Below are 13,414 nucleotides of genomic sequence, written 5' to 3' on the forward strand. Positions count from 1 at the left end.
CTGGCGGTCGACGTCGTGCCATTCGCGTTGTACGTCGTGTACGCCGGAGCGGAAACCGTTCCGGTCGTCGGATCGTACTTCGCACCGCCGCCGAGGGCGGAGGCCGTGCTGGTGCCGAGATTGTCGGTCTTGGTCGTGACCGTGCTGAGGCCGGTGGACAGTGAGTTGATGCCGGTCGAGGTCGAGGTGGAGAGCGACGAAATCGAGCTGTTTGCCGAGCTGAGTCCAGTCGAAAGCGAGCCGATACCGGTCGACGTCGAAGTCGAAAGCGAAGCCACCGAGCTATTGGTCGAGCTCAGGCCGGTGGACAGCGAGCTGATACCCGTCGAGGTCGAGGTGGACAGCGAGCCGATCGAGCTGTTAGCCGACGAGAGACCGGTCGACGTGGACGACGACAGCGAGGCAACCGAGCTATTGGTCGAGCTGAGGCCGGTGGACAGCGAGCTGATACCGGTCGAGGTCGAGGTGGACAGCGAGCTGATCGAGCTATTCGCCGACGAGAGACCGGTCGACGTGGACGACGACAGCGAAGCAACCGAGCTGTTGGCCGAGCTCAGGCCGGTGGACAGCGAGCTGATACCGGTCGAGGTCGAAGTGGACAGCGAGCCGATCGAGCTGTTAGCCGACGAGAGACCGGTCGACGTGGACGACGACAGCGAAGCAACCGAGCTGTTGGTCGAGCTGAGGCCGGTGGACAGCGAGCTGATACCGGTCGAGGTCGAAGTGGACAGCGAGCCGATCGAGCTGTTAGCCGACGAGAGACCGGTCGACGTGGACGACGACAGCGAAGCCACCGAGCTGTTGGCCGAGCTCAGGCCAGTGGACAGCGAGTTGATGCCGGTCGAGGTCGAGGTGGACAGCGAGCTGATCGAGCTATTCGCCGACGAGAGACCGGTCGACGTGGAGGTCGACAGCGAAGCCACCGAGCTGTTGGTCGAGCTGAGGCCGGTGGACAGCGAGTTGATTCCCGTCGAGGTCGAAGTGGACAGCGAGCCGATCGAGCTGTTAGCCGACGAGAGGCCCGTCGACGTGGACGACGACAGCGAAGCCACCGAGCTATTGGTCGAACTGAGTCCAGTCGAAAGCGAGCTGATACCGGTCGACGTGGAAGTCGAAAGCGAAGCGACCGAGCTATTGGTCGAGCTGAGTCCAGTCGAAAGCGAGCCGATACCGGTCGACGTCGAAGTCGACAGCGAAGCGACCGAGCTATTGGCCGAACTGAGTCCAGTCGACAGCGAGCCGATACCGGTCGACGTGGAAGTCGACAGCGAAGCGACCGAGCTATTGGCCGAACTGAGTCCAGTCGACAGCGAACTGATACCGGTCGAAGTCGACGTAGACAGGCTGGCAATGCTCGACGTCGTCGTGCTGGCGACCGCATAAAGCTGGCTACCGTTGATCGCGTCCGTGCTGGTCGTGCTGAGCAGGCCGGCGGCGACGTTCTGGATGCGCCGCTCCGCCCCGGCCGCTCCGACGCTGACGACACCCGCGGCGGAACTCGCGCCGGCGTAGGTGCCGAACGTCTGGCTGCCGATCGTCGTGCTGGTGACGGAACCCGTGCCGCCGGTCGCCGTGTTCGCGGCGCCGATCGTGGCGGCATTGGAGCCGAGCGCGACCGAGCCAGCCACGTTTGCATTGGCACCGGACCCGAAGGCCTGCGCGTTGGTGGCGCTGGAGACCGCGGTATCGCCGATCGCGACGCCGCCGGCCGCGGTGGCCGTGCTGCTGTTGCCCAATGCGACCGAGCCTTGGCCGGTCGCGGAATTGGCATTACCGATCGCGACGGCGCCCTGGCCGTTCGACGCGTCGTTTGCACCGAGCGCAACGGCGCCCGTACCGATCGCCGAGTTCGGGTCGCCGATCGCGACCGCGCCGTTGCCCGTCGCCGTTTGGCCACGACCGATTGCCACGGCCCCGCCGATCGCCGTGCTGCTGTTGGCCGTCGTACCGCTCGAGCCGATCGCAACGTTCTGGCCGGTTGCGCCGGACACGACGCCATCGCCTTGGGCGATGCCGAAGGCGCCGTTGACCGTCGCGCCGCGACCCATTGCAATGCCGGAAGTCGCGGTCGTCGCGACGGACGACTGGCCACCGATCGCGATGCCATCCGATGCGGCCGACGACGCGGCTGCCGTCGTATTGCCGCCGATTGCGATGGATCCTGCGCCCGTCGCCTTGGCGCCGGAATACGAGCCGGATGCGCCACCGCTGCCGATGGCGACCGAGCTCACGCCCGATGCGGTAGAAAAATTGCCATAAGCCGAGGCGGCCGTACCGCTGGCCGTTGCCGAATTGCCGGCGGCAACGGCGTTCGCACCGCTCGCGGACGCGAAATTGCCGAGCGCGGTGGTGAAGTTTCCGCTTGCGTTTGCCGTGTTGCCGTATGCCGACGCGTCTTGCCCGTTAGCCGTGGCCAGATAGCCGACCGCGGTTGCCGAGGTTGCGGACGCCGTACCCGTCGTGCCTTGCGCAAAGGCATTCTGGCCAATGGCGATATCGCCACTTCCGAGGGCTTTCGACGTACCGAACGCAATCGAGTTGCCGCCGGCACCGGTTGCCGACGAACCCATCACGACCGCATTGTTGCCACTGGCGGTCGATGCGACGCCGATCGCGATCGCCGACGTCGCGCCTGACGTGACTGACGACTGACCGCCGATCGCGATCGAGTCCGAAGCGGCTGCTTGCGCGCCCTTGGTTGCGTTACTGCCGATTGCGACCGCGCCGGCGCCCGAAGCGATGGTCGAGTTCGCATACGAAAGCGGGGTAGTGCCATTACCGGCTGCACCGCCGATCGCGACCGAATTCAATGCGTTGGCCGTTGCCCCGAACCCGAGCGCGGTCGAACCCGTGCCGCTAGCGGTCGACTCGAGGCCGGCGGACGTGCCCCACAGCGCAGCGGATGACAGAAAGCCCGTCGCCGTACCACCGGTGCCGGTCACTTGCGCGAACGCACCGTAAACCGTGGCCGCGAGAGTGTTGTTGCCGCTCGAGTTGCAGCCTGTAACCGTGGAGTAAGTGCCGGATCCGTCGACGGGATAGGCGTTGGTGTTGCCTGTCGTCGTGCGGCCAACGGTGCCGATACCGCCGCTTGACGTACACGACGACACCGTGAATTGGCTACCGTTCGTCGTGCCTGGAATGGTGGTATTGGCGCTGGCGAGCGACGGGAGCATCGTGACGGCGACCAGTGCTGCGGCAGCAACGGCCGACTTGTTCGGCTTGCCCCGTGCCGAATCGTGTTCGGATGCCGCGACCCAGGCGCCAAGGGCTTCGTTCCAGATCGAGCGGTATGTGCGGTTCATGTCCTACTACCTCCAAATATGCACGCCACACACCGGTCTCTTTCGTTAGAGGAATCTGCCGTGCGCTCGCGCGAATCTTAAAATTGATGGGCGGAGTTTATTTGAGGCGATATTTTGAGATTGACAAACAGTGATAAATCGAAGGTTTTGGAAGTTAAAAGATGGTTAATAGATCGTGTTTTGAGCTGTTGGCGTGTAAGAAAGTTGAAAATGACTGGAAGGTAGAGTGAAGGTCTCGTGCGGATGCGGTGATGGATGAAAAAAACCATAAAAATCAACGTGGTGACGTGGTTTTGTGTGTGGTGCCGCACATTGGTTAACCCAAAAAGTAAGACAAATGAAACGACAAACGTTTGCGGCAAACGTTTGCCTTTCTATGTTGTAATGTCAGGCGGGACGCTGGATCGTATGCATTCGAGGCTCTTGTTAATTTATTAATACGAGATTTGATGTGAATTTTTAATTGTATTTATTGGTTTGCCGGCAAATCAAAAAAACATGAGCCACGGATTGTCTGATTATGCTGGTTTGCGCATCTCATCGGCCGCGCGCGCCCGTGGGGCGGGCCTTCCCCGGCGCCGGTTTCACAAAGTTGTAAAAAAGTGCTACAGGTGCATTGGTACGGCGATTGGGATTCCAGTTCGGAATCTGTTCAATTGACGTACTTCATATGACGGGTTGGGGCAGGGGGAGACGAGGTGCCAGATCGCCCGCGCCGGGCAGTCTTGCAACCGGAGTCGTTGCGACGAGGTGGCGGGGCGTCCACGATGACGGCTGAAGACGCGAACGAAGGGGAGCAACGGGGAGCAACGGGGAGCCGCGAGCAGGAAACCCGGATCTGCTTTACGGTGACTCGACCGCGCTGGCAAGGGGGCATTTCGCGGGAGAGAAAGACGATACGCAAGCGCGTCGGATGAGCACCGTCAGGCTGATGGGTGTCCGGGCTGGCGTGATGCCGCGCCCAGATCGCCGGATGCGAGCCGGGGTGTGGTTCGTTCTCGTCCGGAAGGGTGAACCACGGTGAGGATGGCAGCCGCGGCAACGCGCCCCGGTTCTGCCACCCGGTCCGGGCGGCGCAGCACATCGTCCCGGACAAGGCGCCGGCGGCCGGCCTGCACCGCCGGCAACCCGCCGCCGCAGCCTTATTTCCGCATGAATCGCAGCGCGAGGCGCGCCATGCGCGGCACGAACATCGGGCGCAGCAGCCGTTTGTCGTACCCGGCCATGCGCCGGTCGTTCTCGCTGACACACAGTTCGATCAGTTCGCGCGGATTCAGCGCATCGCCGATGTCGGCGGTGCTCGTCGCCGGAAAGTTCGCGTCGTGCGCGACGCCGTCCGCATCGATCCCGCGCGCGATGCCGATACGTTCCCGGATCAGGAATGCCCACACGGCCGCCACCCGCGCGAAGAACCACGGCCGGCGCCACCACGGCAAACTCCGCCAGTACCACGCATACCAGTTCACGAAGAACAGGATGTGCCGGCCTTCCTCCTGGATCACGGGCTCGAAGGTGTCGACGAGTTCGGGCGGGAAATAGCCAGAGCGCTGCGCGGAGCGGAACAGGCCGAACGCGAAGAAGCTGTCGATGCATTCGCTGAAGCCGGTCACCATCCACGACCACTCGGGGTCCTTCGGAGCAGGATAGGCCGGTTCGGGGGCGAGCTTGATGCCGTATGCCTGGACCAGCTTCGACAGCACGACCTTGTGCCGAGCTTCCTCGGCGCCGTCCATCTCGAGCGCCCGGCGCAGCAGCGGATCGCCGACGGTTGCGGCGAAGGTGGCGACGCGGATCGACGCGCGGCCTTCGGTCTGCACGGCGATGTCCCAGATCGGCAGCGACGTAAGCCGCTTGAGTTCGTCGGGCTTGAGCGGCGGCCAGTCGATGACGGCCGGTTTGTACGGGTTGTGCGTATCGAGCAGCATGCGGCAGAACATTTGCCTGTGCGCATCGGAACCGATCCTGACCGGACCTTGACGTTCGAAGGTCCAGTTGCGCATGGCGTGATCTGCCGCTGCATGGTCTTCCTGCAGCGTGTCGGACATGGCTGTTGTTATGCGATTACGAGACGAAAGATTCTTGCATAGCTTCCGTAATCGCGCATTTTCGAGCAGCCCTGCGCTGCCGGGTGCCGCGCTCAGGCCTGTGTATCGACCCAGAGGCGTCCCCAGCGGGACGCATACGCGAGCGCGTGTTCCTCTTCGAAGAAGAAATCGATCGCGTCGAACGATACGGCGCGCGGCGACGGGCCGCCGCTTGCCTTCTCGATCGTCAGGTTCGCGGCGAACAGCCCGTTCGGCAGCCGGGCGGCGGCGGGGGCGACTTCGTAGCCCTTGTAACGGATCGTGCGGTTCATGGCGTGCGCATGGAAGGTTCGGGCTTTCAGCGTACGAAAACCCGCGGCCCGCGTGAACCAATCTTTCGGCCAATGCAAATCACGTGGCGGGCCGGATCGTTATCGGGGTGGGGCGCCGGCATGAAGCAGGCGGCAGCGCTGCGATGCGCGCCGGACGGCCGGATGCGCGCAGCCCGCGCGCGGCGAACGTCGTCGGCCGGGCGCGGGCTGCGGGGAGGCGGGGATTACTGGTTGGCGATCTTCAGCACGGGCGCGAGCGCGTCGACCGATGCGGCGTGCGTGGCCGCGCGATGCGATGCGAACGCGAGCGCGAATTCGGCTGCCTGCGAGCCGACGGTCTCGAGCTGTGCGACGACCTTCGGATCCGAGCAGCTGTCGGCGCTTTCGAAGCGCGTTTCGAGCGTGTTTACGGTGGCGCCGAACGGGGTCGGCCAGCCGCGCAGCGCGTGGACGATCGACCGGAGCGACGTCAGCACGGTGCCGGCGGCTTGCCAGCCGTAGGCCGTGACGATCAGGCCGACCGCGCGGCCGTCGAGGTACGGGCGCTCGTCGGCGCGCAGTTCCTCGAGCGTGTCGAGCGCGTTCTTCACGAGGCCGGACACGCCGCCGTGATAGCCGGGCGTCGCGATGATGATCGCGTCGGCTTCGCGCACGGTGTCGATCAGTTCTCGCTGCGCGTCGGTCAGCGTCTTGTGTTCGGGGGCGTAGTGCGGCAGCGTATGCAGGAACGGGCCGTCGAACAGGCGCGTGCGTGCGCCGGCGGCTTGCGCGCCGCGCAGCGCGAACGACAGTGCGCGCTCGGTCGACGACGCGGCCCGGGTGGTGCCGCCGATGCCGACCACGAACGGGCGGCGGTGTTGATCGAATGCAGTCAAAGGGCGCTCCTTGGGGATGGCTTGCCCGGCTAAGCACAGGCTTAAAACCAGATGGTAACGACCCCGCCGCCACTCTGAAAACGACTTTTCGTTCTATCGATATGCCAGGCACGCGGGGCGCGCGTGCGCGCGGCGACGCAGATGGATAGCAGAAATGCTTGGTTGGGACGGCGAGCCGCGCTCGATAAGATGGGCCCGTCTCCTCCATGATGTCTCTACTGACATGGGTTGGCCCCGCCGCGCGGATGCAGGCGGGGCTTTTTTTCGTCCGGCGCCGGAAAGGGGGCGCGATGCGCGGGGTTACTCGAACACCGGCCGGAAGAAGCTGCGCTCGTAGCTGACGATGCAGCGCGTTTCCTCTGCATACCGGAACGCGGCCTGGCACGCGGGATCAGCCTTCGAGCGTTCGCGGTAGCGCTCGTATTCGGCGAGGCTCGGGAACGAGAACATCGCGAGCGCGATGTTGCTGGCGCCTTCGGAAGGCAGGAAGTAGCCGTGGTGCGTGCCGCCGAATTGCTCGACGAGCGGAATCCACATCTTGCCGTAGGTTTCGAACTGCTCGAGTTTGTACGGATCGATGACGTAGCGAAGGAAGCAGGTGACCATGGGTGCTCGCGGTGCGGTGGAGGATCAGCGAGTCTGGAGCGCGTCGCCGGGTGTGTCAACGACGATGCGGGGCGCTCGCGCGGGGCATCGCGAGTCCGGAATCGCGCGGCATGGTGTCGGCGACGAAGTGCGCGTCACGTATTGCTTGCAGGCACAACGATCGGTATGTGCGACCACGGGTCCGAAGGCGCCGAACGCATGAATATGCACACCGTCGCACCATCGATTCGCTTCGAATTCTCGTCTTTTTTACGACATTTTTTCTTGCGACGCCTCGCGGCGCGCTCCTAGACTTCGGTCATCCTGACCACGGAGCGCTGCCATGTCGATATCCCGGAACACGATCGCCGAACGTTCACCCGCCGCGCCGCCTGCCGTGCGCGCCGACCGGGTCATCGTGCGGCGCTTCGATCCGGCAGTCGACAGCTACACGCAGCTCACCGCGCTGCTGCATCGTGCGTTCGCGCGACTCGGCGCGATGGGGCTCAACTGTACGTGTGTCGACCAGGCCGAGGAGGTCACGCGTCGCCGCGCGGAAGCGGGCGAATGTCATGTCGCGGTGTCGGGCGGTCGCGTCGTCGGCACGATGACGCTCTACGCCACCGATCCGTCGTCGCCGTGTTCGCTGTACCGCCGCGACGGCGTCGCGAGCGTGCGGCAGGTGGCCGTCGATCCCGGCTGGCAAGGCGGCGGGATCGGTGCGACGCTGCTCGCGTTTGCCGGGCAGTGGGCCGCGTTGCGCGGTTATTCGCTGCTCGCGCTCGATACGCCGCATCCCGCGTCGCATCTGCTGGCGTTCTACCGGGCCCAGGGCTTCGACGTCGTCGATATCGTGCGCTTCGCCGGCAAGCGCTATGACAGCGCGATCCTGTGCAGGCGTCCCGTTGCATGCGTCGCGCGTCGCATGCCGCCGGCATCGCGGCGGGGCGTGCGGCCTGTCGTGATGGCGCAATCATGGGCGCTTCGCGCGATCGCGGCGATCCGGGCCGACTGGCGTGCGCGTCGCGGTACGCGCTCGCCGGCGATGGGGGCGGCCGGCGCGGCCAGCTGCCGCTCGTCGCCGTGGCGTCCGCGTCCGCACGGCCGCGTCGCGGCGCGAACGGTGCAAACGGTGCAAACGGTGCGCGCGGCACCGGCCTGATTCGGTGTGCCGGCGTGCCGGCGTGGTCCTACTCGTCGCGAGCAGGCGTGTCGCCGCCGCCGCGTGCGAGGCGCCATGCGATCGTGCCGAGCACGCCGACCGCGACGACCAGCGCACCCCACAGCACGTAACGGCGGGCCGCATCCGTATCGGCTGCGGGCCCGGGCGGGACCGCCGACGCCGGCAGCGCCGCACCGACGCGCGCGGGCCGCACCTCCGGCGCCATTCCGACCAGCAGTGCATCGCGGCTCACGGCCGACGACGGCAGCGACGCATTGCCGACACCCAGCGTGAACGGCGGCGTGCCGCGCGCGACGAAGGTCAGGGCGGCCGGATGCCAGCCGACCGCGACGGCCGGCTGGCCGCCGCCGAGCCCGCCGTTGCGCATGTCGACGACGATTCGCCACGCGCGATCGGGATTCGACGCAAACGCCACCGGCGGGTTGCGCTGCTCGCCGCCCTTGCCCTGCAGCCGGAACAGCACGGCGCCGGCGACCTCGCGCCACGGCGCCTGCGCGTCGGGGCGACTCTGCAGCGTTGCGCGCGCAACCGTATTCGGTTGCGGCAGGTCGATGCGCACGCGGTCGACCGGATAGGCGCCATCGGTATCGAACAGATACTCGCCGGGCGCGCCGCCGGCCCGCACGTGTACGGCTTCGCGCCATTGACGCGGCACGGCAGCGGAGTCCGTCGTGCGCGCATCGTGCGGTTGCGTTTCGATCTCGATCGATCCGATCGCGGGCGCGCCGTCGAGCCAGTCGAGCCGCAGGTAGCGCGGCCCCGCGCCCTCGAGCGCAATGCGTTCCTGCACCAGCAGGTCGCCGCCGCGGCCGACCTTCAGCAGTTGCGTGCTGCCGAGCGAGCGCCAGCTGCGCAGGTCGTCGCTCGCTTCGACGGCGACACGGCCCTGGTAGCTGTCGTCGCGCACATGCACGAGCAGCGCGTCGACCTCGCCGTCCGCATGCGACAGGTCGACGAGATCGGCCGCGTGCTTTGCGCGAGCCGGCGCGGTGACGGCCGCGCGCAGCGAGCCGTCCGGCGCGACCGACACGCCGAGCGGCGCCTGACCGTCGTCGGCGCGCGCGGGCGGCAGCGGGAACCAGTGCACCGGCGTGCGCGCCGGCGGCACGGCGGCCGCCGCAGGCGCATCGAGCGAATACGGCACGGGCTCGCCGGCGCCGTTGAACACGCGCACGTCGCCGAGATCGTCGCGCCGGCTGGCCGCATAGACGGCCTGCGGCACGGTGAGCTGGTAATACGCGGCGCTGCCGTCGAGATCGAGCGAGAAGCGTCGCGCGACGCGTTCCGCGCCGGGTGCGCCGTCGGCCGTCGCGAACGACGTCAGCAGGCTCAGGCCGAGCAGGGCTGCGAGTCGTTTCATGGTTGGGTGTCGCCCGGTTGGGTCGCGGCCTTCGGCGGCAGCGGCGAGAAGTAGCCGATCAACAGCATCAGGATGCCGATGCCGATGAACGACACGATGCGTTCGATGCCGGTGACGTGCGACAGGTCGAACAGGAACAGCTTGATCACCGTGAGCGCGAGGAGTGCGGCACCGACGAACCACAGCGGACGCAATCCGCGGCGTGTGGCCCAGATCATCGTCGCGAGCGCGCAGAGCGTCCAGTACACGGAGACCGACGCCTGCACGAGCGTCGATTCCGCCATCGCGTTGAATGCGTACGGCACGCCGGTCCAGTGATGCAGCGTGCGCAGCAGGATCGCGTTCAGCCACAGGAAGGCCGTTGCGCCGGCCGCGCCGAGCAGTTCAACGCGATAGTTGCCGAACGGCCAGCCGAGCGTGCGCGCGCGCACGAACCACGACGCGGCGAGCGCATAGACCACCACCAGCACGAGGTCGAGCGGATTGAGCAGAGGAATGCGCGCCCAGCTGCCGCCGTCCTGCGTGAAGTTCGCGTAGAAGGTCCAGGCCCACATCACGACGATCAGCGGCAGCGACGCCAGCGCGCACACGCGCGCGATGCCGTTGCGGCGCGTCAGCCACATGCCGGCGAACGCGAACAGGCTCCAGCCGACCATGAACACCTGCTGGATGCCGAACGAGGACAGCACGGTATCGATGTCGTAGGCCAGGTGGAAGCGCTGATGCAGCGTGCGCAGCAGCAGCGCGTTGAACCACAGGAACACGGTCGCGAGCGCGGCGAGGTCGGCCGCCAGCGGATGCCAGGTGACCCCGAGTGTCTTCAGTCGGCGCAGCCAGGTGGCGAACGCGACGAAGATCAGCAGTTGCGCGACGTCGAGCGGATTGAGCAGCGGCAGCCAGAACAGCGGCGACGCATCGCCGTCGCTCGTCACGCTGGCGATGCTCCACAGCCACAGCAGCGCGGCGAGCGGCGCGGCCCCCCATACCTGATACGCGCGCGGGAACGCGGCGACCGGCCAGCGCAGGCGCGAGCCGGGGCCCGACACCAGCAGAAGCAGCGCGCCGAAGCCGTAGGCCCACGCGCTCCAGCTCCACGCGCCTTCGGGGACGAACGCACGCAGGCGCCAGAAGCCCTCGAGCGAGAACAGCCCGCACAACGTCCAGAACATCAGCGTGTGCAGCGGCGCGATCACGGGGGCGGGGATGGCCGCCACGGCCGACGTGCCCGTCGCGCCCGTCGCACCCGTCGCACCCGCCACGCCCGCCACGCCCGCCACGCCCGCCACGCCCGCCACGCCCGCCGCGCCCGCCGCGCCCGCCGCCGGACCGGCGGCCGCCGTGCCGCGCGACTGCCGCAGCAGCAGTGCATAGCATGCGATGACGGCGATCGGCCACGCGAACGCGCCCATGCCCGACAGCGGCGCCTCGTGCGAATCGAACGCGCGCAACGCGAGCAGCGCGAGCACCGGCGTCAGCGCGAGCGCCGGCCATTCGGCGATCGGCCACGCGAGCTTGCGGCGCGCGACGTGCGCGAGCCACGCGGTGCCGGCGGCGAACAGCGCGGTCGCGTCGACGACGAACCGGTCCGCATGCAGGTCGACGTGACGGCCCGCGTAGACGAGGATCTCGTGCAGTCCGCCGCTCAGCCACCACAGCAGCCCCCACGCCGCGGCGGCCGCGCCGACGTCCGGCATCCACGCGTGCCACGCGCGCGCTTCGTCGCGTCCGTGCAGCCACCAGCCCGTGAACAGCCCGGCGAGCGCGATCAGCAGCATCGCGATGTATGCGCTGTTGAGCACCGGCAGCGCGTTCGTGTCGGCCGGGCCGAGCAGGCTCGTGAAGAATGCGCCGGCCGCGGCGATCTGCATCAGCAGGCCGAAGCCGAACGGCGCAAGACGCTTCTCGCGCACGCCGACCCACACGATCGCCGCGCCTTCGATCGCCCACGCGGCACTGGTCGTCGGGCCCGAGAACGCGAGCGGCACCGCGAGCGTCGCGAAGATCACCGCGAGCGCGAGCATCGCTTCGAACAGCAGCGCGAGACGATCGCGGCGCCGCGCGAGCCAGGCGGCGATCGCGACGTAGAACGCCGACAGCGCGACCGCGCTCCATGCGAGCCCGAACGGCATGTCCTTCACGAGCGACGCCTGCAGCGCGGTCGCGACGATCGGCGTGCCGAACACGAGCGTGCCGTCGACATAGTGGCGCAGCGCCAGCTCGCGTTTCACCGCGTACAGCAGCGCGATGCCGACATACATCAGGAAGAACAGGATCAGGAACGGCTCGGTGGTCGCGAACAGCGCGGGGCGGTACGCCGTCACGCCCCACGCCGAGCCGATCGTGAACGTGAACACGAAGCCGAGCAGGTTCAGCGGACGCCAGGCCTTGAACCACGCGATCGCGAAGATGCCTGCGTTCAGCAGTGCGTAGTAGCTGAACAGCGCGACATGGCTGCCGTGGCCGGTCGACAGCAGCACCGGCGCGAGAAAGCCGCCCGCGCTGCCCATGAACGCGAGCGGCAGCGCGTTCTGCTTCACCGCGAGGAACGCGCTCAGCGCGCACACCGCGACCATCAGCGGGAACGCCGCGCCGACCGGCAGCAGCGCGTAGAGCTTGGTCGCGGCGAAGATCGTCAGGTACAGGATGCCGATGCCGCCACCCTGCAGCACGAGACCGTACGCCGCGCGGCGCGCACGCACGCGCCAGCCGATCGCGAGCAGCGCGGCCGCGGCGAGCGCCGTGCCGGCCAGGCGGAATTCGATCGGCAGCATGTCGTTGTCGGCCGCGTACTTGAGCAAGAACGCGACGCCGAAGAACAGCACGATGATGCCGACGCGCACGACCGTGTTGCCGCCGAGCAGCCAGTCGCGCGCGGCGCGGAGCGCGCGTTCGGCGATACCGGGTTCGCGGGGTTCGGGCGGGGCGGGTGGGGCCGGCGGCGTGGTCGTTGCGGGCGCACGCGTCGGTGCGCCGGCGGCGGCCGGTGCGGCGCTCGTCCGCATGGCGACTGCCGGCGCGGGAGCGGGCGCGGACGTCGATGACGGCACGCCGGCGCTCGCGACCGCAGGCTGCACGGATGGTCGAGGCGGGATCGCGGCGGGTGCAGGCGTGATGGCGGAGGGAGGCGTCGACGGCACCTGCGCGGCGCTGCCGGTCGTCGCGGCACCGGCCTTCGCGCCAGCGAGCTGGCCGCGCAGCACGTCGAGCTCGCGCGTGAGCGCGTCGACCGTCGCTTCGAGGCGCGCGACGCGATCGGCGAGCGGCACGGGAGCGGGTTGCGGCGTCGCGGAAATCGCGAACGCGTCGGGGGTCGTACCGCCGTGCGTGCGCTTGCGTTGCTGCAGCGCGTAGCCGATGCAGAACCCGGCCGCCGCACCGAGCAGCGTGCCGTTGGCGGCGGAGAAATCCCCGAACAATGCGGCGATACCGCCCACGATGAAACCGATTGCGGCAAAAGCCCAATTCATCGCCTTGCTCCCTCTCTCATTTCGTTATCGTCCTTCGATCGTCGCGTGGCCCGATCGAGGCTGTTTCCGCATGGCCGGCAGGCGAACCGGCATGCGCGGACTGCCGGCGCAGCGCCACGCGCAAGGCGCAAGGCGACGTCGCGATCGGCGTGTTTGCCGGAATGTATCACAATGGCCATGGGGGATTTTCTGGGTTGCGGGCGGGTCGCGAAGCATGGCTGTCGCGCGTTCGCGGCGCCTGTTTTCGTACGACCATTCTTTTTGCCGGCGCCGGGCAGGCGAG

8 protein-coding genes are annotated in these 13,414 nt (G+C 67.6%); 1 reads left to right on the plus strand and 7 read right to left on the minus strand.

Annotated elements, in window-relative coordinates; all coding sequences use genetic code 11:
• The 5 genes from U4Z31_RS22870 to U4Z31_RS22890 all read right to left on the minus strand — a co-directional run.
• Positions 1-3,305, minus strand: a 3,305-nt coding sequence (locus U4Z31_RS22870; RefSeq protein WP_321811430.1) for an ESPR-type extended signal peptide-containing protein, incomplete at its 3' end; no start/stop codon positions are given.
• 1,142 nt (positions 3,306-4,447) lie between these two features.
• Complete coding sequence (locus tag U4Z31_RS22875) at positions 4,448-5,350, minus strand: ferritin-like domain-containing protein (RefSeq protein ID WP_124485089.1); 903 nt, start codon at positions 5,348-5,350, stop codon at positions 4,448-4,450.
• 92 nt (positions 5,351-5,442) lie between these two features.
• Positions 5,443-5,661, minus strand: a complete 219-nt coding sequence (locus U4Z31_RS22880; RefSeq protein WP_006749916.1) for a hypothetical protein — start codon at positions 5,659-5,661, stop codon at positions 5,443-5,445.
• 224 nt (positions 5,662-5,885) lie between these two features.
• Positions 5,886-6,536 (minus strand): NADPH-dependent FMN reductase, encoded by a 651-nt coding sequence (locus U4Z31_RS22885; RefSeq protein WP_044844444.1) that lies wholly within the window; start codon positions 6,534-6,536, stop codon positions 5,886-5,888.
• Positions 6,537-6,836: 300 nt separating this feature from the next.
• Positions 6,837-7,142 (minus strand): NIPSNAP family protein, encoded by a 306-nt coding sequence (locus tag U4Z31_RS22890; RefSeq protein WP_124485090.1) that lies wholly within the window; start codon positions 7,140-7,142, stop codon positions 6,837-6,839.
• 322 nt (positions 7,143-7,464) lie between these two features.
• Here U4Z31_RS22890 and U4Z31_RS22895 point away from each other — a divergent pair, with 322 nt between their 5' ends.
• On the plus strand, positions 7,465-8,283 hold the full coding sequence (locus U4Z31_RS22895) for a GNAT family N-acetyltransferase (protein ID WP_321811431.1): 819 nt from the start codon (positions 7,465-7,467) through the stop codon (positions 8,281-8,283).
• Positions 8,284-8,311: 28 nt separating this feature from the next.
• On the opposite strand, the gene U4Z31_RS22900 is transcribed toward U4Z31_RS22895, so the two are convergent.
• Both U4Z31_RS22900 and U4Z31_RS22905 read right to left on the minus strand, forming a co-directional pair.
• Positions 8,312-9,664 (minus strand): DUF3999 domain-containing protein, encoded by a 1,353-nt coding sequence (locus tag U4Z31_RS22900; RefSeq protein WP_321811432.1) that lies wholly within the window; start codon positions 9,662-9,664, stop codon positions 8,312-8,314.
• Entirely contained in the window at positions 9,661-13,131 is a 3,471-nt protein-coding gene (locus U4Z31_RS22905; protein ID WP_321811433.1) for a DUF2339 domain-containing protein, read from the minus strand. Before U4Z31_RS22905 ends, U4Z31_RS22900 begins: the two co-directional genes overlap by 4 nt.
• Positions 13,132-13,414: the final 283 nt, after the last annotated feature.

Source organism: Burkholderia sp. BCC1985 (genome assembly GCF_905339915.1).
Classification (GTDB): Bacteria; Pseudomonadota; Gammaproteobacteria; order Burkholderiales; family Burkholderiaceae; genus Burkholderia.